We start from the raw sequence: 19113 nt of genomic DNA, 5'->3' as shown, positions 1-19113 counted from the left end.
GAACGTCATCACGCGCGCGCTGGGTACGGCGGATGCGCCCGTGGTCGATCTAGCCTGGGTCGCGCTGTGTCGCGGCGACAGGCTGGTCCGCTGCACAGACGGACTCCACGCGCTCGTCGACCCCGCTGCCATCGCTGCTGCGCTCCGTATGCATCCCGAGCCGGCGCCTCGTTCGGAGATGTGCTGCGTTGGTTCGCCGAACGGATCGGCCCGTCAGTGTCGAGTCCAGATGCGCTGGCTGGCGCGGATGAAGAGACGAACGAAATGGGGTACCTCATTGAGCACGTGTCCGGCTGAATTCCAGCTGGATCTTCGTGTCCGGCCGCGAGCGCGCGCTGGCCGAGTACCGGCGCCTGGGCGCGCTCGTATGGGCCGGCAGAAACCGGAGCATGGGCGCGGTGCGCGCGAGCGCCTCGCGCAGGTCCTGAGCTGGGCCGGCGGGCCGGTCGGAGCAGCTCGAAGAACCGCCGGCCTCGTTGGACCACGGGGTTCAGCGATGCGCTGGGGTGGTTCTGGGCCGAGTCGGCGTGGGGGACCATCGAGTTCCCGGACGTCAACGGAGACGGCAAGCAAGACGTGTGCGGCCGCTCGGCCGGAGGGCTCTCCTGCGCGCTGTCGAACGGGAGCACCTGCAACCCGTACAGCTTCTGGACGAGCGACTACGGCGACCCGGGCGGCTGGGGCTCGGCGGAGTTCTACTGGGGGACTCTTGGTTACCCGGACCTCGACCGCGACGGGAAGCAGGAGGTGTGCGGGCGCGCGTCCGGCGGGTTCTTCTGCGCGCGCTGAGCTGAGAGCAACCCACGCCGGCCGTCACCCAGCTTCAGGGGTCGAACTGGGCGAGGAAGATATTGCCGTTTCCGAGCCAGTACGAGGGCGAGTCGATCAGGGTGCTGCCGCCGAAGTCCGCGCTGCGGTAGAATTCGCCCGTGATCGTCACCTTCCCGGAGCTGTCCACCGCGATGCCCTTGCCCAGCTGGCCGCTGTCGCCGCCCAGCTGGGTGTTGTCGCCGCCATAATTGGCGCTCCAGATGTGGGCGCCGGTGTCATCGAACTGGGCGACGGCGACATCGACACTTCCCACGCTGGTCAGCGTCCCGCCTCCGAAGTCGATGCTGGTCCTGAAGTGCCCGACGATGCTCACGTTTCCTGCGCTGTCGACCGCCACGCCCGTGGCTATATCGTCGTTATCGAAGCCCGTGTCGCCGAACTGCTTGCTCCACAGATCGGCGCCCGCGGCGCTGAACTGCACCAGGAACATGTCGCGCGTAGCGTTTCCCGGGTGGGTGAGCGTTGCCGTGTTGCTTCCGAAATCGATGTCGCCGTCGAATTCGCCGATCACATCGATGTTTCCGGAGTTGTCGATGACGATATCGGTGCCGCTCGCGGAATAGTCGTCGCCGAACCTATCGCTCCAGAGGTGATCGCCGTCGGACTCGAACTTCGCCACGAACGCGTCATAGCCGGTCTCCCAGTAGATGGACGCCCATGCGCTGTTGCTTGTCAGCACGCCGCCGCCGAAATCCACGCTGCCGCCGAACCGCCCCGTGATCGCGTAGCTGTCATCGTCGGGATCCACCGCGATGCTACGGGGGCCCACGATGCCATCGCTGGCGAAGAAATCGACGAAGATCAGGCTTCCATCGCTGCCGTCGAGCTTCGTCACGTAGCCATCGGCATTGTATGTAAAATTGGTGGCAGTGTCGAACTCGACGTAACCGAAAGTGGAGCCGGTGACGAGCACGTCTCCCGCCGAGTCGACTGCGATGCCCCAACCACTTGCGAAATCCTCTGAGCCATGGCCGCTGAACACCCTGCTCCAGACGTGATTCCCGCTGCTGTCGAGCTTCAAGACGGCCACGCCTGCGCCGTCGCCGGCATAGAGGGCTCCTCCACCCAGGTCGACGTACTCCGCCCAGGTGGTGCCGGTGACGTAGATGTTGCCGCTGCTGTCCACCGCGACTTTGCTCAGATCGACGTCATCGAAGCTCTTGCCCCAGACGTGAACGCCGTACTCGGTGAACTTCGCGACATAGTCGGCCAGGGTGGACGTGCTCAGGGCCGCTGCTCCGCCCGCGCCGTCGAAGTCCACGGACCCGGCGTATCCAAGATGTCCGATGGTGATGATATTATCGGAGCCATCGACGACGACGTCGTCCCCGGTCTGGTACGCAGAGTCGCCGAAGGATGCGCTCCAGTTGTGGGTCAGCGGCTGCTCCGTGGTCGCGATGCTCTCCAAGGGGCCGAGCTCATCCTCGCCCGACGGCATGCCGTTGCAAGCGGTGGCCGAGGACGCTGCGCAGAGGCCGACCGTGATCAGTCGCTTCATTCGAACCATGATCATAGAACTCCTTCCAATGCAATCGGGGGAATCGACGGCAAGCGACCCGACCGTGATGAGCGCGTCGCGAGGCAAGGCTCGACGACGGAGGCCAGCGAGCGGGTGCGTTGCGTTCACGAGATCCGCGGTCTGCCGAGCGGGTGCACTCCCCGGCACCTCGCGAAACGAAGGCGTATCGCGCGAACGGTGGCGCAGCACGCCTTATATGACAGGCATGTCTCTGCGACACTCAAGCATGTATAATCTGCAACTTGTGTAGTACCCAATACAAAGTGAATTCGTGCATGTCAACCGTCTCGTGGGGCGCGGCAAGAATCTGACCGCCAGGGCGTCGCCTCGAGCGCCTCAGGGGCGCCTCGCGCGCGAGCCAGGTGCTCGGCATCACGCCGGGGTCCAGCGTGTAGGAGTGCGTGCTAGGATGGGTGCAATGAACCGCCGACCGCCGCGCCCGATCACCGAGGAAGAGATTCGCACTTACGAGGAGGATGGCGTCGTCCGCCTAGCCCCAATGCCGGTCAGTTAAGGCGGCCGCTGGCCACCAGCGATCGTGTAAGTGCCCGAAATCACTGGGAGCCATCGGGCCGCGAGGAGCTTAACTGACCGGCATTGGGGCTAGCCGGCATTGGGGCGAGCCGCGCCCGGGCCGCCAGCGCGCCCCGAGCGCCGTGCAAACACCACCATGGGAGAGCGATGATCGCCCCGCGGACCATCAATCCGGCCGATGCCGGCCAAAGGATGCCGCGCTCGCCGTATGTCCCTCCACCGCGCTCCGGCTCGAGCGCGAGCCGCCGCGGGCTCATCGCTCGGTGCGCCGGGGCGCGGGGCGTGGACGCGATCCCGTGCCGGGGGAGGGCGCGCTACAGCAGGCCCCCGAAAGGCCTCACATGCACGAACTGCTGCGGTGGGATGACGCTCTTCACCCAGTTGAAGAAGGTGTTCGAGGTCGTCGCGTACTCGACGTGCGTGGAGGAGCGGGGGATGGTGAGCTCAGCGATGTCAAAGCTGTTCACGCTGATGAGCGGACCACGGATGGCGCTGCTGCCCGAGGGCTGCCAGAAGCACCCACCCCCTTCGTCGGTCTGGATCAGGCTTTGCCCGGCGGCGTTGGCTCGGTACGCGTACCACGGTGTACCAGCGATGAGGTCGGCGTCGTCTTCGATGAAGTTGACGCCGTCTGCGTTCCCGGAGGGGCGGAAGCTGCCTCCTGCCGTCCGCGGGCCGTTGCTGACGCAATGGATGTTCCTGTCGGCCGGCGGCCACCCTTGCGGGAAAGCATACGCGATCGAGGTCACCACGCAGCCGTGCGTGGCGTCGACCCAGGGGCACGGCAGGTTCAGTTCGTTCACCTGGTTGGGCACCGGGGAGGCGAGGTGCAACAGCGCCACGTCCGCGGCGCTCGACGAGGCCCAGATCGGCTTGCCGGTCCAGCCTGGCATCACGTGTACGCTGGAGACGGCGCCGGCGCCTGACACGGAGAAGCGACTCGGGTCGAGCGGGATGCCGTCGGTGACATCCGAGACGCAGTGCGCCGCGGTGAGGACCCAGGCGCTCGCGATCAGCGTCCCGGTGCAGCGTGTCGGGATGAAGTGCGTGGTGGGGTTCGGCGTGATGTTGATGAGCATGCTCACGCGCGATACGCGTCGCTCGGGTCGGTGGTGCCGTTGATGATGGCGTCCTCCGACTCGCCAGTGAGCTCCGCTGCCTCTTCATCGTCCGTGTTCACCGCGCAGCCGAGGGCGCTGGACGAGGCCAGCAGGGCACCGAGCGTGAGCATCATCTTCGTCATCGTCATGGGTCTTCTCCTTGGCTCATCCAAGAGCGTCGTCGCGCCCTCGAGCAACCGTCGTGCGGATCCTCGGCGGACAGGGATGGGACTGGACGTTCCTCTCTGGCCAGTCCGGTTGGGTGACGCCTAGACCTACGCGCGGAGGGGACCGTGGTTTCGCAGGGGCCCCGCAGCGGGAAGAAGCGCCTGCTCACCGCGCTGCCCCAGACGGCCTCGATCTTCGCCGCGGAATACCTGACAGGAGATGTCAGGATCTCCATGCCACCCTCGCGCGCGCACCGGAACTGGCAGAGGAGGATGGAGCATGAGCAGAGCACTTCACGGCAAGGTGGCCCTCGTGGCGGGCGCGACGCGCGGCGCGGGCAGGGGGATCGCGGTCCAGCTGGGCGCGGCGGGCGCGACCGTGTACGTCACGGGGCGCACGACGCGCGCGCAGCGCTCGGAGATGGATCGGCCCGAGACCATCGAGGAGACCGCGGAGCTGGTCACCCGGGCGGGGGGCGAGGGGATCGCGGTGCAGGTGGATCACCTGGAGCGCGAGCAGGTCCGGGCGCTCGTGGCGCGCATCGAGCGGGACCAGGGCCGGCTCGACGTGCTGGTCAACGACGTGTGGGGCGGCGAGCACCTGTTCGCGTGGGACAAGCCGCTGTGGGAGCACTCGCTGGACAACGGGATGCGGCTGCTGCGGCTGGCCATCGATACCCACATCATCACGAGCTACCACGCCCTGCCGCTGCTCATCAGGAGGCCGGGCGGGCTCGTCGTCGAGATCACGGACGGCACGGCCGATTACAACGCCGGCCATTACCGCGTGTCCTTCTTCTACGATCTCGCCAAGACAGCGGTCCTCCGCATGGCGTTCGCCCAGGCGGAGGAGCTGCGGGCCCACGGCGGCACGGCCGTCGCCCTGACGCCGGGCTGGCTTCGGTCGGAGATCATGCTGGGGCACTACGAGGTCACCGAGGAGCGGTGGCGCGACGCGCTCGCGAAGCAGCCTCATTTCGCGATCTCGGAGACCCCCGCTTACGTCGGCCGCGCCGTGGCGGCGCTCGCCGCTGACCCCGACGTTGCCCGCTGGTCCGGAAAGTCCCTGTCGAGCGGCCAGCTCGCGAGGGTCTACGGCTTCACCGACCTCGACGGCTCCCAGCCGGACGCGTGGCGGTACCTCGTCGAGGTCCAGGACGCCGGCAAGCCCGCCGACGTCACGGGGTATCGCTAGCCTGGCTCCGCGCATCAGAAATCCTGCCGATTCATCGCGCTGATCGGCACCGGTGCGGCGCCGGGCGCGTGGGCGCGGCGCCCTGGGAAGGGCCTGGCGCAGCCGCGACCGGGGCCGCCATGGGGTGCGACAGCCGGACATCTCGCCGGCGGACATCGAGCAGGTGTACTGGCACACATCCGATCCCGAGGTCCCGTTCTACGTTGACGGCAAGGACCTCATCCGTTACCACGGCCGCACACCGTGCCCAGCCCCAGCGGCACGCGCGCCTTGCTCGGGAGCGACCGGGGCAACGGTGATACCGTCGACACCTGCGTGATCGAGCTACCCACCTGCAAGCCGTGATGACGGGCCGTGATGGCGGCGCGGGGCTCGCTCGATGCCTCACCTCTGGACGAGGCCCGAGGCGCCAGCGGGGAGACCCACGGGTGGAGATGACAGGGATGGAAGCATGCACAATCCAGGCGATGTGATCGGCACCTACGGCAAGAGCCGTTCGCTTCTTTTTACCGGATGGTTTCTGGCAGCGCTGTTCGCCGGTGCGGGCGCCCTGGTGCTGTCCCTGGTACCAGGGCCGGGCAGCACGGTGCGGTTCGATGGGGACGTGTCGGTGCTGTATCGCGCTGGCTACGGGGCGATCGCTCTGGGCGTCGTGATCGCGCTGGGCACGTGGTGGGTCGTGGGCTCGCAGCCCGTGTTCGTGCTGTACCAGAACGCGATCCAGGCCCGGGAGCGAAGAGGCGCCCGGACCGACTTCTACGCCGACATCGAGGATCTCTACACGTTTTACTTCGGCGGTATCGGCTATCGGGCGACACCACAGGCGCCGTGGGTCTTCATTGGAGCACGCACCTCGCGCTACGCCGAGCTGAGCCAGACGTTGCGGATGCGCCATGTAGAGCAGCGCGGGGAGCGGCTCTACCACGAGCTCCAGGCTGGTGGAACGGTCCGCTTCCGGGCTCTGCCCGACAGCGTGGCGTTGTCCAAAACCCTGTTCGCCTCCCGCAACATGGACCACCCGATGCGGATGATCGAACTCACGCGCGGCCACCTCACGATCGAGGGGAAGTCCATCGCGATCGGACGCATTGCCGACGTCGCATCCAACCTCTGGGCAGAGCGGTCGCAGATCCTGGATGTGGATGGCGGGGTGTTCCACGCCATGCACTCGAATGCCGTGATGTCGTTCGATGTGCTGGTGACGCTGATCGCGCGCTTGCAGCGGGACGCCGCCTCCGCAGCCCGCGTCTGAGAGCACGAAGCCCTCGTGGACGGCGACGATCTGCGAGACGGACTCTCCGACGTCGATCGCGAGCCCGGTCGTGCGCCCGGCCGCGTAGAGCGCGAGCGTGCCCGTCGGCGCGAGGTACATCGCGGGCACCTGGAAGGTCTCGAAGAGGATCTTGGTCCAGGTGCTGCTCGTCGGGTCATAGAGCTCCGCCGAGCCGAGCTCTGTCCCGCTCTGCGCTCTCCTGATCCTGCCGCCCGCCACGAGGACCTGGCCGTTCGGCAGGAGGACGGCCGCGTGACCGCGCCGGCCCTGGTAGATACGGTCGTCCTTCGGCGGCGTGCTCCGGAGCATCATCGAGGCATATTCATGCACCGAGGCGGCAGCCTCCGCTCCACACCCTGCGGGGCTGCGCGCGCCCGGGGGGCGCTGCGCTGGCGACGGGTTGGCCGCGCTGGTACATTGGCCGCGTGGCCAGGCTTGCCCTCGCCATGGCAGCATTCAAACGCTGGAGGTCTCCATGCGCCGCGAGCGTCGAATCGGGCTCGTTTGCCTGGCGTTCCTCGCCCTCTCCGGTGTCGTCCTGCCGGAGAGCGCCGATCGGGGCTCCGCCGCGCGCGCCACGCTCCAGCGCGCCGCGCCCTCCTCCGACCTGGACGCCCCCGGCCGTCGTGACGGGAAGACCGTCAAAGAGCGGACCACCGAGACGTGCACCACCGTCCTCGTGGGAAAGGGGCTCACCGAGAAAGGCAACCTCCTCCACGCGCACAACGAGGACCTCTGGTTCGATACCGCACAGAACCTGCTCTCCGAGCCGGCCAGGTCGGTCGATCCTGCGAGCGACGAGCGCTTCTACCGCGTCTCCGTGCCTTACGGCGTCACGAGCACGCTCGCGCTCATGGGCTCGTACAACTTCAATATCGACAACGTGCCAGGGGACATCGGGCTCGGCATCAACGAGAACGGCGTGATGATCACGACCAATACCGGGCATGCCCGGCCGGAGGAGCTCGGGGAGCCGCCGGCCCCGTTCGTCTATAGCGACTTCATCCGGTACGCGCTCGAGCGAGCCCAGACGGCCTCCGAGGCGGTCGATCTGATCGGCGCCGCGGTCGAGGATCACGGCATCAGCGGCGACCCGGGGTTGATGTTCTTCATCTCCGATCCGCAAGAGGGCTGGCTGGTCGAGGCGACCCCGCGTCACTGGGCGGCCGTGAGGTGCCCTGACGACGGCTACCTGGCGCGAGCCAACCGATACGGCATCACCACCGCCGGAGACCGCCGGTCGCCCACCCTCCTCTCCGACGCCATCGACAGAGGATGGTACGCGCCGGCCGATCCCGGTAACCCCGAGGACGGGTTCAGCTTCCGGGACGTGTATGGCGATCCCGAGTGGAACAGCGGTCCCTACGTCGACTACAACAAGCCGCGTGAGGAAGCGGTGCAGGACCACCTCGCCGGGCTGACGGCCGGCGGGGGGAAGGTGTCGGCCGAGGAGCTCCTCCCGCTGCTGCGCAGCCACTTCGAGGGGACGAGCCACCACGCCGAGCCGCCGCACGACCGCGCGGAGGACGTCGACTACACCGGCGAGACGGCGCGGCGCACTGTCTGCACCGCGCGGACGGTGATCTCGCTCGTGGCCGAGGAGGACGACACCCTCCCCGCAGGGATGATGGCCAGATGGTGGACCGCGCTCCCGGCGCCCTGCACCGGCGGTTACTTCCCGATCTACCTGGCGCACCTCGGCCAGCCGTTCCCGGCCAGCTATACCAACGCCGCCGTGGATGGCACGCCCCGACCCGACATCAACGCCTGGTGGGCCCACGCCGCCCTGGTCAGCGCGGTCGATCAGGACTACCCGGGCCGGCATCCGGGGGTGCGGGCGGCTTTCGATGCCTTCGAATCGGACATCCTGGGCCGGGTGACCTCCCTCGAGGCCGACGCCTCGGCGCTGTACGCGGCCGGCAAGGCCGCCGAGGCCGACGCGCTGCTCAACGGCTTCACCGATGACCGCGCCAGCGCCGCGTTCGAGGAGACGAAGCGCCTCGCGGCGGAGATCCGCGCGCCGAGGCCGGCCGACGAGGACAGCGCCGGCGGCTGCTCCTGCCGTCTGCCCGCGGGGCGACCCGCCCGGCTCCAGGGCGCGGCGTGGCTCGCGCTCGCGGGCGTCGCGCCGCTCCTGCGCGCCCGCCGGCAGGTGCGGCGCAGCTGATCAAGCAGGCGTGACGCCGCGGGCAGCGCCGGCGAGGAGGGGGAGCCCGGCGCACCAGTCGAGCACCTCGGAGAACCGGCGAGCGACAAGGACGCCGAAGAGCGGATCGCGCGCGAGCTTGGCCTGGGTGGTCGCCGGGCTCGAGAGGCCGCAGAGGAAGCGCGCCGCCTGGCGAGGGTGACCCAGGGCGCCCCCGTGCGCCGCGCGCAGCGCCGTGAACGCGGCGACGTCGAGCCCCGTCGGCATCGGCGGCGCGCGCGGCGGCTCCGGCAGCCTCAGGGCGACCCGGGTGCGGCAGAAGGTGCAACGCCCGCAGGCGGCGTCGAGGCGCTCGCCGAAGTACTCGGCGAGCGCGGCGGCGTGACAGCGCTCCGCGGTGATCAGCTCGAGCACCTGCCGCACGCGCGCGATCTCCGCGTCCTCGCGCCGCGCGAACCGCGCGAGGAGCTCGCCGACGAGGGCGGGCGCGTCGTCCGGCGGCGCGACGCGCACGAAGCGGTGCCGCAGGTCCGACGCCTTGAGCTCCGCGAGCCCCTGCCGCTCGAGGTACTCGAGCGCGCGCACCACCCGCTCGCGCGGCTGGTCCAGCGCCGCGGCCGCGGCGGCCGGGTCGATCGCGTACAGGACGCGCCCCTTCTTCGCATGGCCGAAGAGCGCTTCGAGGAACCGCGCCGGCTCCCCCTTCACCGTCGCGACGACCTCCTCGAGCTTGCGGTGGAGCCGCACCTCGTAGCCGGCGTAGAACGGCGTGAGCTGCCGGACCGCGCCCATCAGCTCGAGGTAGGTCAGCGCGGTGCGGAGCACGAGCGGCCGGACGTCGTGGCGCGTCGACACCGCCTGCAGGCCGATCTCCACCTGGGGCGCGTCGAGCACGGCGCCGACCACCCCGTGGAGCGCCTCCGCGGTCGGCGTATCGCCATAGGCGAAGTTCTCGAGGACCGGCAGGTCGTCGGCGCACACGAAGAGCTCGACCGCCGAGGGCGCCTGATCCCTGCCCGCACGGCCGATCTCCTGGCTATAGCTCTCCAGGCTCTTCGGGAGATTGTAATGGTCGACATAACGCACGTCGGCCTTGTCGATCCCCATCCCGAACGCAATGGTGGCGACCACGACGCCGCTGTCGCTCTGCATCCAGTCGTCCTGCACGCGCGCGCGCTCCGCCGCGTCCATCCCGGCGTGGTAGGCGCGCGCCGGCAGCCCCGCCGAAGCGAGCTGCTGGGCCACGTGCTCGGCGGTCTTCTGGAGCGTGACGTAGACGATGGTCGAGCCGGGCGGCCGGGATCTCAGGCGCTCGATCAGGATCCGGTCGCGCGCGGGCGCGCTCACCGCCGTCGCGCGGATCTCGAGGTTCGGCCGGTAAAAGCCGGTGACGACCGCGTGCTCCTCGCGGATCCCGAACGTGGCGCAGACGTCGCGCACGACCCCGGGCGTCGCGGTGGCCGTCAGCGCGAGCACGCGCGGCACGCCGAGCGCCCGGGCGGTGTCGGCGAGCCTCAAGTAGTCGGGGCGGAAGTTGTGCCCCCATTCCGAGATGCAGTGGGCCTCGTCCACCGCGAACAGGGCGATCTTGAGCTCCTTCAGCAGCGCCATGAACCGCTCGCTCACGAACCGCTCGGGGGCGACATAGAGCAGCTTCGTCTTGCCCGAGCGCAGGTCCCTGTGCGCCTCCGCCGCGTCGTCGGCCGACAGCGACGAGTCGAGCCGGACCGCGGCGATGCCGCGCGCCGTGAGAAAATCGATCTGATCCTTCATCAGCGCGATCAGCGGAGAGATGACGATCGTGACCCCGTCGAGGAGCAGCGCGGGGAGCTGGTAGCAGAGCGATTTGCCGCCGCCTGTCGGGAAGACCGCGAGCGCGCTGTGGCCCGAGAGCAGGGCGTCCATGACCGCGCGCTGGCCTGGGCGGAGATCGCGGAACCCGAACCGCGCCTCGAGCACGTCGAGCAGGTCCGGGCGGGGGAGCGTCGGCTGGTTCAAGGGGGCATCCTACACAGCCTGCACGCCGAGGGGGGCGGCTCGTCTATCCTCCGCGTCATGACCGGGCGCAGCAGGAGCGGGTCCGCGCCGCCACCGCCTTTCGTCCGCGTCACGCCACGGTGAGCACGACCTTCCCCGTGGTGTTGCGCCCGCCCATCGCCGTGTGCGCCTCCGCGGCGTGCGCCAGCGCGAACGGGGCGTGGACGGGCGTGCGCAGGCTGCCTGAGCGGGCGAGCTCGAACAGCGTGGCGAGGGTGCTCGACACCCAGGCTGGCTCCTCGGCGAGCGGCACATACAGGGAGAACCCGCTGATGGAGTGGCTCTTCCGCGGGAGCCCGCTGACCACGGCCTCGGTGATTCCGAGGCTGCCGCTCGCGGCGCCGTAGATGACGAGCCGGCCGCGCGGGGCGAGGCCCTCAAGGCTGGCCGCGCGGAGCTCGCCGCCCACCGCGTCGAAGACGACGTCGGCGCCGCGGCCGCCAGTCGCCTCGCGCACGCGATCGACCCAGCCGGCTTCAGCGTAGTTCACCCCCACGTCCGCGCCGAGCGAGCGCGCCAGGGCGAGCTTGTCCTCGCTGCTGGCAGCCGCGATGACCTTCCCCGCGCCGGCCCGCTTGGCGAGCTGGATGAGGAGCGCGCCGACGCCTCCCGCCGCGGCGGTGATGAGCACGGACGCGCCGCGCTGGACCTCGGGCGCGCTCTCGACCAGTCCTTGCGCCGTGAGGCCTTGCACGAGCAGCGCGGTGGCCTCGGCATAGCCGATGCCGTCGGGGAGACGCGCCGCCTGCTGGACCGGGAGCGTCGCGTACTCGGCGTAGCCGCCGCCACTCACGCGCAGGCCGGCGACGCGCGCGCCTTTCGCCAGGTCGTCCACGCCGGCACCGACCGCCTCGACCACACCGGCGACCTCCACGCCAGGAACGAACGGATACGTGACCGGCGCGGGGTACACGCCGGCGCGCTGGAGGAGGTCCATGTAGTTGACGCCCGCGGCGTGAACGCGAACGAGCACCTCGCCCGGACCGGGCTTCGGCGTGGGGACGTCGATGAGGCGGAGCTGCTCGACAGAACCAGGGGACACGATCTGGATGGCCTTCATGAGAACTCCTATTTGAAATCGATGAAGTTACAATTCTGGTCACGACGAGCCGCGCCGTGGCGCGGCTCTCAGGGAAATGCCCTCGGTTTTACGAGGCGGTGCGCTTCGCGCAGCCCTTGAGGCGAGCGCGGAGCTCGCGCTCCAGGTCCGCGATCGTGACCCGCACCAGGCTGTCTTTCAGGGCCTGCTCGGCCACGCCGAACACCTCGTCGAGGTATTCGGTGATCAGAGGGGCAATGTCGCAGGAGAGGCTTGGACCATGAGGGTTCCTGGCGATGATCTCCTCATCCTGCTCGACCGCCTCGTAGACGTCGCGCAGCGTGATCCGCTCCGGCGGCCTGGCCAGCGAGATGCCGCCGCCCACGCCGCGCTTCGTGTCGACCAGCCCTGCGCGCCGGAGGCCGCCCAGCAGGCGGCGCACGACGACCGGGTGTGCCTGGACGCTCTTCGCCAGCTCCTCCGACGTGAGCGTCGCCTGCCGCTCGCGCTGCACGAACGCCAGCTTACCGAGCACATGGATCGCCATGGCGAAGCGAGACGTCATTCGTAAACCTTTGGGTTACATATGGCGCCGCGAGCGTCACGTCAAGGGAGCGCCCGGCAGCAGGCGCTCCGCCGCCTGCGGATGTCCCGCTCGGGGATCGGTGTAGACTGCGAGGCCGGAGCCGGGCGATGGGCGGCAAGCTGTTCAACCTACCGAGGATGCCCCGAGGCGAGTACCTGGCGATCGAGGCCGAGGTGCGGCGCTACCTCGACGTCAAGCTGCCGGGGCAGTACCGCGTCCCGCGCTACTACGGCGACAAGCCGGACTTCGGGGATATGGATGTGATCGTCGCGTCGCGGCCGGACTGGGGCGAGGTGCGCGCCGAGATCGCGCGCGACCTCGGGGTCACGCAGACCAGGGCCGTGGGTCACGTGTTCTCGACGGTGTACCGCGGGCTGCAGACCGATTTCTTCCCGGTGCCGGAGCGCTACCTCGAGAGCGCGTACAGCTTCATGTGCTTCAACGACGTGGGGAACTTCATCGGGCGGATCTGCCGGCGCTTCGACCTGAAGTACGGCGAGCGCGGGCTCGCCTACGTGTACAGGCGCGAGGGGGGCAATTACCGGGCAGACCTGGAGGTGACGCGGGATTTCGAGCGGATCTGCGGCTTCCTCGGGCTCGAACACGCGGCGTGGCGGGCGGGGTTCGCGTCGCTGCCGGCGGTGTTCGACTGGGTGATCGCGAGCCCCTATTTCTCGGTGGCGCCCTACCTCGATGAGGGCGAGAGCCCGCTGCGGGAGCGCGCCGGCGTGCGGTCGACCGTCGCGCGGTTCATCGAGTACCTGGGCGCCCGCGGGATCGACAAGCGGCCCACCCTCGCGGACCGGCGGTCGTACCTGCCGATGATCCTCGCCGCGTTCCCGGAGGCCGATCTCGGCGGGCAGATCGAGCGCGAGCGCGCGGCCGAGGCGCGGCGGGCGCAGGTCGACGCGAAGTTCAGCGGGAAGCGGGTGATGCGGCTCGTGCCGGGGCTGGAGGGGAAGGCCCTCGGCGAGCTGATCACGCGGTTCAAGGGCTCGTTCGACGACTTCGAGGGATGGCTGCTGGCGACGCCGGAGGAGGAGATCGACCGGCGCATCACCGAGCTCGCCGCGCTCCTCGATGCGGAGCTGCGTCCTCCCGGCTCCTGAGCGTCCTTTCCCGCCCGCCGAGTGGGCTCGACGCGGCCCAGGCTGGATGCAACATCGAACGGCTGCTGATAGGATGGGTGCAATGAACCGCCGCCCGCCGCGCCCGATTACCGAGGAAGAGATTCGCACGTACGAGGAGGACGGCGTCGTCCGCCTGGAGGGCATGTTCGACGAGGAATGGTGCGAGCGCTCGCTTGCGGTCACGCTGCGCCTCATGGCGAGCGGCCAGGGCCGCCCGCGCGTCGTGACGAAACCGGGCAATCCGGCGCGGTTCTACGGGAACGTGTACATGAGCAAATTCGACGACACGTTCCTCTCGCTACGGAGCGAGTCACCGGCGCCCGAGATCGCCGCCACGCTGATGCGCGTCGACGCCGTCCGCTTCTTCTATGATCAGCTCTTCGTCAAGGAACCCGGTGCTGAGGCGCCGACTCACTGGCACCACGACCTGCCGTACTGGCCCTTCCGCGGCAATCACCTGATCTCCTTGTGGATCGCGCTCACGCCGGTGACGCGGGCGTCGAGCGGAGTCGAGTACCTGCTCGGCTCGCACCGGTGGCCGAAGTTTTACCGTCCGGTCACGATCGATGAGGACCCGGCCTTCGCCAATCCGGACTTCGAGCCTTGCCCGGATTTCTCGTTGCGCCGCGGTGAGCCGGGGCTGCGCTTCCAGTCGTGGGATCTGAAGCCGGGTGACGTGGTTTGCCATCACCCGCTGATCGTGCACGGCGCCGGCGGCAATACGTCGGCGACTCAGCTCCGCGCCGGCGTCTCGATCCGCTATCTCGGCTCCGATGTGCAATGGGACCCGCGCCCCTACACGATCCCGCTGGGCAAACCGAGCGGGATCTCGCCTGGCGAGTTTCCCGCCGACGACGGGCTGTTTCCGGTGATCTGGCGCAGATCGCCGTAGCGCCCGGATCCCTCGCCCCAGCGCGGATCACGGGACGAGGACCTCGGCGCCGGGCGAGGGGAGGCTCCTCGCGCACCGCCCTGACGTCTGACCATTGACCACCTCAGCCAGCGACGGCCTCAGCCGCGGCGCCCCCGGCCGCGGCGCCCCCGGCCGCGGCGCCCTCGGCCGCGACGCCCTCGGCCGCCACCGTCTGACCGAGGAGCACCACCCGGCCTTCCGTGCCGTCCACGAGGATCTCCTGGCCGTCCGCGATCCGCTCGGTCGCCCCGGCGGCCCCCAGCACCGCGGGGATCCCGTACTCGCGCGCGACGATGGCCGCGTGAGAGACCGCGCCGCCGGTGTCGGTCACCACGCCCGCGGCGAGGTTGAAGAGCGGCGTCCACGAGGGGTTCGTGTACCGGCAGACGAGGATTTCCCCCGCCTTGAACCGCTCGAACTCGCGCTCGTCGCGCACGATGCGCGCCCTCCCGCGGACCACCCCGGACGACGCCCCGCTGCCGCGGAGCTCGTTGCCCGAGGCGCCGCCCGCGCGCGCCTGGAACGCCCGCTTCTGCCACCTGCCGTTGACGACCCCGTACGTCGTGCGCCTCCGTCGAACGAGCCGCTTCGCCTCGTCGAGCGGCGGCGCCTCCCCGAGGAGCCACGCCCGGACCTCGGCCTCCGTCAGGTAGAAGATGTCGTCGGGGCTCGGCAGGCGCCCGCGCTCGTGCAGGCGGCGCGCGACCTCGGCCAGGATCGCCTGGAGCGCCGAGAAGGCCCGCATCAGGTCGAAGTGCGAGCGCTCCCGGAAGACGATCGCGCGCCTCAGCCGCTCGAGGGTGACGCGGAACGCGTCGGCCAGACCCGGCACGAAGCGGAGCTTGCGCGTGACCTCCTCGAGCGCCGCCCTGTAGCGCGCGAGCCCGGCGTCCTCGGACGGCGGCGCGGCGACGTCGAGCAGGCCGCGGAGGAGCCCCCACATGGGCGCGGGATCCTGCTGCCAGGTCGGCGCGGAGAGGTAGAACCCTTTGCTTTCGCGGTGGCCGTGCTCGTCCAGGAAGGCCTCGACCTCGGCGAGAAAGGCCCGGCCTGCCTCCGACGCGCGCAGATCCTCCGGGCGCCCCGCGCGGATCGGTCCAGATACCTCCCGCCCAGCGCTCACCGCCTTCCGCGCGAGGTGGAAGAGCGCGAGGTTGACGTCGGACGTGCGCGTGCGGAGGCCCGAGACGAGGTCGCCCATGATGGCGTCGGCCCGCTTCGCCCCCACGGCGACGGTCACCGGAGCCCGCAGCGCGACAGCGGCCATCTGGCTGGCGCTCTTCTCGAACCGCTCGCCCAGGACCTCCGTCGTGGTCGCCCCGATCCTGTCGGCGCGGCGGAGGAGCGCGGCGTCGTCCAGCGCGCGGAGGTCGACCGGCGCGCAGACCTCCTGGAGCCGCTTGAAGGCCTCGCCTTCCCACCACGCCATCCCGTCCTCGCGCAGGCTGGCCGCGACCTTCCCTGGCAGCTGGAGCAGCCGGAGGGTGGGTCGCACCGGCGGCAGGACGAAGAACTCCCGCCACACCTGGTCGATCAGCGCGCGCTCGTCGGCCTCGTCCACGTCGGCCCCGAGGAAGCGCACCGCGCGGACGAGCGCGGGGATGGTGATCCGGAAGCCCCATTGATCGAGCGGCTTCGGGGCGACGGGGAACCGGTCGTTGTCGTTCGCCTCGACCATCTTCCGCTGCATGCGGGTGAGCTTCGGGGGCGGCGGGAGGGGCTCGATCTCGGCCGCGCCGAGCGTGGTGATGGGGCGTGACTGGAGGAGGTGAACGGAGCCCCCCGCGAAGGCGAACTCCACGTCCTGAGGGCAGCCGAAATGGGCCTCGAGGCGGAGCCCGATGCGCGCCAGCTCGAGCACCAGGGCGTCGCTCGGCGCGGGGCGGCCTGCCTGTCGCCGGTCGCGCTCCTCGATCGCGAGCTCGTCCGCGCCGGGGCCCGGGGCGCCGTTCGGCCGGTCCGGGCGGGGCTCCGCGGGCCCGGCGAACGGCGCGCGCCGCAGGCGGTACACGTCGCCGGTCGTGTGCCCAGACACGACGGCCTCGCCGAGGCCCGGCGCGACCTCCAGGAGCATGCGGTCGGCGCGCTGGGCCACCGGGTCGACCGTGAACAGGACACCGGCGAAATCGGCCGGCACCATGCGCTGCACGACGACGGCGATGTTGACCCCGAGGTGGTCGATGCCGCGCGCCGCCCGGTACTGGAGGGCTCTCGAGCTCCAGAGGGACGCCCAGCACCGCCGCAGCGCGCGCAGGAGGTCGTCCTCTCCCGCCACGTCGAGGTACGTCTCGTGCTGTCCCGCGAACGAGGCGTCGGCGAGGTCCTCGGCCGTCGCCGAGGACCGGACCGCGACCCGCGGCGCGCCGAGCTCCCGGTAGGCGTCGCGGACCGCGCCCTCGATCTCGGGCAGCAGCGCGCCGTCCTCGAAGAGCTCCGCCACCTCCGAGGCCGCGGCGTGCCAGCCGCTCGAGGCGAGGTGCGCCGAGAGCCGCACGGCGAGCCCCAAGGCGCGCGCTTGCTCTGCGTACGCGTCGGCGCTCACCACGAACCCGGGCGGCACGGCGAGCCCGAGCCGGGTCAGCTCGCCGAGGTTTGCGCCCTTGCCGCCTGCCGTGGAGAGATCGGCCCGGGAAAGCTGGCTCAAGCGATGGACAAGCATCGTGCGTCTCCTTCGGCCAAGAGAGGTTGCAGGCCGAGCTGGCGCCGACGGCGGCCGTGGCGCCGCGCCCGGACGACGAGCGTCCCGGACGACGAGCGCCCACCCCCGGTCGTTGCCGCGTCTGCGAGTACGTATCGCGAGACTTACAAATGGCAAGAACCTGTAACACTTCCGACGCGAAGATCCTGGACGAGGCGCGCGCGTGCTCTCTGGCGCGCGGCGCGGGCGTCGACGGCGCTCGTCGCGGAGCGGCTCGGGAGCGAGCTGCCGGCGCGCCCTGCTCGCGTCAGCGCGGCGCGCTCGCGCCGGCGCCCTGCTCGCGTCAGCGCGGCGCGCTCGCGCCGGCGCGCTTGCCCACGACGATGTACTGCTCGGGCAGGTCCTCCGCGACGATCTGGGGCGAGAGGCCCCCGGCGCGGAGCTCGGCGGCGACCGCCTCGGCGGGGATGCGGTGCTCCTTCGGGGGGCCCTGGCGCGCCGCGTCCGTGAAGTCGACGACGACGACCGCCCCGTCCGGGCGGAGCGCGGCCTTCAGCTTCGCCGCGTAGGCCGGGCGGTCGGGGATGTGGTGCCATGTGTCGACCACGAGGATGCGGTCGACCGAGCCGGGCTCGAGCCCGGGATCGTCGGGCTTTACCTGGCGCGCGGTGACGTTGGCCAGGCGCTCGCGGGTGGCGCGCTCCGCCATGTAGCGGACCATGTCCTGCTCGATGTCCAGGCCGACGACCGTGCCGGTCGGCCCTACGGCGCGGGAGAGGTGCGGCAGGAAGTAGCCCGTGCCGGCCCCGAGGTCCGCGACCCGCATGCCGGGGGCGATCCGCATGGCGGCGACGACCGACGCGGGCTTCTGCCAGGCGTCGCGCTCGGGGCCCTCGAACCGGGCTACCCAGTCCTCGGCCCGCTCGAAGCGGTGCACGAGCGGCCCTGCGCCGTCCCCATGCCCGGCGTGCTCCGCGTGGTGGCCAGCGTGCTCTGCGTGGTGGCCGGCGTGCTCTGCGTCGTGCCCGGCGTGCTCTGCGTGGTGGCCGGCGTGCCCGGGTTCGCCCGCATGTCCGGCGTGACTCGCGTGATCCGCAGGGCTGGCGCCTACCGCGTGGGGGGCCTGCGCGTGGCTCGCGGGCTGGCGCGGTCCGCCGCTGGCAGGCGCGGCAGCGTCGGGCGTGGCGCTGCAGCTGCCGAGGAGGGCGGCGAGGGCCGCGAGGGTGGCGCAGTGGAGGCGGCGGTGCATCAGCGCTCCCCTACCACGATCGAATCGCTGGAGTCCCGCGCAGATCGCGCGAGCCCTCGCTCACAGGAGCGCCCCTCTGCCCGAGCCGGACGGCCCGGACACCGCGGACGAGCTCGAAAGCCGCAAGTCTCGCGTGGCCCGACTCCTGCCAAGCCCCGCCAGCGTGACACCCCTCCTCCGCAGCGCCGCGACAGCCGCCTTGCGATCTCATCGCTCATCGACGAGGCGTCCTCGACCCGGCGCTCGCCGCGTCGGCCGCCGCGGGGGAGGGAGCTCGTGCACGGCCGCCGCGCCGCCGGAGCGGCGAGGCGACATTGGAGGAGCATCATGAAGAATCAGGATCCCATCAAGAACACCCATCGTGCGTCCGTTCTCTGGCTCGCCCTCTCGATGATCCCGCCGATCATGGGCTTTCAGGTCATGGGCTGTCAGGTGGACGCGACCGACGGCGCCGCCGATCCGATCGTCTCCGACGCTCAGGAGGTGAGGGGAGACAGCGGCCGCGAGGGCTCCGCCTGCGGCGGCCTCGCCGGCCGCGGCTGCCAGCGCGGACTCTTCTGCAAGCACGACATCGAGGCCAGGTGCGGCGCGGCCGATTACGGCGGCATTTGCGCGCCCATCCCGCAGGCGTGCACGTTCGAGTACAAGCCGGTCTGCGGCTGTGACGGCAAGACGTACGGCAACGCGTGCTCCGCGAACGCGGCGAGCGTGTCCGTGGCGTCGCTCGGCGCGTGCCCTGCGCCCTCGTGAGGGAGC

Annotated in this window: 15 protein-coding genes and 1 pseudogene; 7 read left to right on the top strand and 9 right to left on the bottom strand. The window is 70.5% G+C overall.

Annotated elements, in window-relative coordinates:
- Positions 1-576 precede the first annotated feature (576 nt).
- Positions 577-789, top strand: coding sequence for a hypothetical protein (locus tag WME85_RS25570; protein ID WP_437841923.1), 213 nt, complete (start codon positions 577-579; stop codon positions 787-789).
- A gap of 34 nt (positions 790-823) precedes the next feature.
- On the opposite strand, the gene WME85_RS25565 is transcribed toward WME85_RS25570, so the two are convergent.
- The 3 genes from WME85_RS25565 to WME85_RS25555 all read right to left on the bottom strand — a co-directional run bounded on the left by WME85_RS25565 (position 824) and on the right by WME85_RS25555 (position 4133).
- Positions 824-2329 (bottom strand): SBBP repeat-containing protein, encoded by a 1506-nt coding sequence (locus WME85_RS25565; RefSeq protein WP_437841921.1) that lies wholly within the window; start codon positions 2327-2329, stop codon positions 824-826.
- Between the two features lie 869 nt (positions 2330-3198).
- A complete protein-coding gene (locus WME85_RS25560) occupies positions 3199-3963 on the bottom strand; it encodes a trypsin-like serine protease (RefSeq protein WP_437842356.1) in 765 nt (254 codons plus the stop codon).
- 2 nt (positions 3964-3965) lie between these two features.
- The gene (locus WME85_RS25555) at positions 3966-4133 is read right to left on the bottom strand and encodes a hypothetical protein (RefSeq protein ID WP_437841919.1); all 168 of its coding nucleotides are present in this window, start codon (positions 4131-4133) and stop codon (positions 3966-3968) included.
- Between the two features lie 298 nt (positions 4134-4431).
- On the opposite strand from WME85_RS25555, the gene WME85_RS25550 reads away from it, so the two are divergent.
- Both WME85_RS25550 and WME85_RS25545 read left to right on the top strand, forming a co-directional pair.
- Entirely contained in the window at positions 4432-5346 is a 915-nt protein-coding gene (locus WME85_RS25550) for an SDR family oxidoreductase (RefSeq protein WP_437841918.1), read from the top strand.
- 451 nt (positions 5347-5797) lie between these two features.
- The gene (locus WME85_RS25545) at positions 5798-6598 is read left to right on the top strand and encodes a hypothetical protein (RefSeq protein ID WP_437842665.1); all 801 of its coding nucleotides are present in this window, start codon (positions 5798-5800) and stop codon (positions 6596-6598) included.
- 51 nt (positions 6599-6649) lie between these two features.
- Here WME85_RS25545 and WME85_RS25540 read toward each other — a convergent pair.
- A pseudogene (locus WME85_RS25540) lies at positions 6650-6928 on the bottom strand (kelch repeat-containing protein); the annotation flags it as partial.
- A 166-nt stretch (positions 6929-7094) separates the two neighbouring features.
- Between WME85_RS25540 and WME85_RS25535 the strand changes: the two are divergent.
- On the top strand, positions 7095-8786 hold the full coding sequence (locus tag WME85_RS25535; RefSeq protein ID WP_437841916.1) for a C69 family dipeptidase: 1692 nt from the start codon (positions 7095-7097) through the stop codon (positions 8784-8786).
- On the opposite strand, the gene WME85_RS25530 is transcribed toward WME85_RS25535, so the two are convergent.
- The 3 genes from WME85_RS25530 to WME85_RS25520 form a co-directional block, all read right to left on the bottom strand.
- The gene (locus WME85_RS25530) at positions 8787-10763 is read right to left on the bottom strand and encodes a RecQ family ATP-dependent DNA helicase (protein WP_437841915.1); all 1977 of its coding nucleotides are present in this window, start codon (positions 10761-10763) and stop codon (positions 8787-8789) included.
- 109 nt (positions 10764-10872) lie between these two features.
- Entirely contained in the window at positions 10873-11862 is a 990-nt protein-coding gene (locus tag WME85_RS25525; protein WP_437841914.1) for a quinone oxidoreductase family protein, read from the bottom strand.
- A gap of 88 nt (positions 11863-11950) precedes the next feature.
- Entirely contained in the window at positions 11951-12406 is a 456-nt protein-coding gene (locus tag WME85_RS25520; protein WP_437841912.1) for an Rrf2 family transcriptional regulator, read from the bottom strand.
- Positions 12407-12534: 128 nt separating this feature from the next.
- On the opposite strand from WME85_RS25520, the gene WME85_RS25515 reads away from it, so the two are divergent.
- Positions 12535-13536 (top strand): hypothetical protein, encoded by a 1002-nt coding sequence (locus WME85_RS25515; protein WP_437841911.1) that lies wholly within the window; start codon positions 12535-12537, stop codon positions 13534-13536.
- Positions 13537-13618: 82 nt separating this feature from the next.
- Complete coding sequence (locus WME85_RS25510) at positions 13619-14449, top strand: phytanoyl-CoA dioxygenase family protein (protein ID WP_437841909.1); 831 nt, start codon at positions 13619-13621, stop codon at positions 14447-14449.
- A gap of 103 nt (positions 14450-14552) precedes the next feature.
- On the opposite strand, the gene WME85_RS25505 is transcribed toward WME85_RS25510, so the two are convergent.
- Together WME85_RS25505 and WME85_RS25500 are read right to left on the bottom strand one after the other, a co-directional pair.
- A complete protein-coding gene (locus WME85_RS25505; protein WP_437841907.1) occupies positions 14553-17129 on the bottom strand; it encodes a PEP/pyruvate-binding domain-containing protein in 2577 nt (858 codons plus the stop codon).
- 322 nt (positions 17130-17451) lie between these two features.
- On the bottom strand, positions 17452-18357 hold the full coding sequence (locus WME85_RS25500) for a methyltransferase domain-containing protein (protein WP_437841906.1): 906 nt from the start codon (positions 18355-18357) through the stop codon (positions 17452-17454).
- 327 nt (positions 18358-18684) lie between these two features.
- Between WME85_RS25500 and WME85_RS25495 the strand changes: the two genes are divergently transcribed.
- Positions 18685-19107 (top strand): Kazal-type serine protease inhibitor family protein, encoded by a 423-nt coding sequence (locus tag WME85_RS25495; protein ID WP_437841904.1) that lies wholly within the window; start codon positions 18685-18687, stop codon positions 19105-19107.
- Positions 19108-19113 lie beyond the last annotated feature (6 nt).

The organism is Sorangium sp. So ce1153 (genome assembly GCF_051521595.1).
GTDB lineage: Bacteria > Myxococcota_A > Polyangia > Polyangiales > Polyangiaceae > Sorangium.
This window is presented reverse-complemented; position numbering and strand designations above follow the sequence as displayed.

Bases quoted from the DNA above. Each gene is read 5' to 3' on its own strand.
- WME85_RS25565 (WP_437841921.1), bottom strand. From the start codon at position 2,329: ATGAAGCGACTGATCACGGTCGGCCTCTGCGCAGCGTCCTCGGCCACC.
- WME85_RS25560 (WP_437842356.1), bottom strand. From the start codon at position 3,963: ATGCTCATCAACATCACGCCGAACCCCACCACGCACTTCATCCCGACA.
- WME85_RS25555 (WP_437841919.1), bottom strand. From the start codon at position 4,133: ATGACGATGACGAAGATGATGCTCACGCTCGGTGCCCTGCTGGCCTCG.
- WME85_RS25550 (WP_437841918.1), top strand. From the start codon at position 4,432: ATGAGCAGAGCACTTCACGGCAAGGTGGCCCTCGTGGCGGGCGCGACG.
- WME85_RS25545 (WP_437842665.1), top strand. From the start codon at position 5,798: ATGCACAATCCAGGCGATGTGATCGGCACCTACGGCAAGAGCCGTTCG.
- WME85_RS25535 (WP_437841916.1), top strand. From the start codon at position 7,095: ATGCGCCGCGAGCGTCGAATCGGGCTCGTTTGCCTGGCGTTCCTCGCC.
- WME85_RS25525 (WP_437841914.1), bottom strand. From the start codon at position 11,862: ATGAAGGCCATCCAGATCGTGTCCCCTGGTTCTGTCGAGCAGCTCCGC.
- WME85_RS25520 (WP_437841912.1), bottom strand. From the start codon at position 12,406: ATGACGTCTCGCTTCGCCATGGCGATCCATGTGCTCGGTAAGCTGGCG.
- WME85_RS25515 (WP_437841911.1), top strand. From the start codon at position 12,535: ATGGGCGGCAAGCTGTTCAACCTACCGAGGATGCCCCGAGGCGAGTAC.
- WME85_RS25510 (WP_437841909.1), top strand. From the start codon at position 13,619: ATGAACCGCCGCCCGCCGCGCCCGATTACCGAGGAAGAGATTCGCACG.
- WME85_RS25505 (WP_437841907.1), bottom strand. From the start codon at position 17,129: ATGCTTGTCCATCGCTTGAGCCAGCTTTCCCGGGCCGATCTCTCCACG.
- WME85_RS25500 (WP_437841906.1), bottom strand. From the start codon at position 18,357: ATGCACCGCCGCCTCCACTGCGCCACCCTCGCGGCCCTCGCCGCCCTC.
- WME85_RS25495 (WP_437841904.1), top strand. From the start codon at position 18,685: ATGAAGAATCAGGATCCCATCAAGAACACCCATCGTGCGTCCGTTCTC.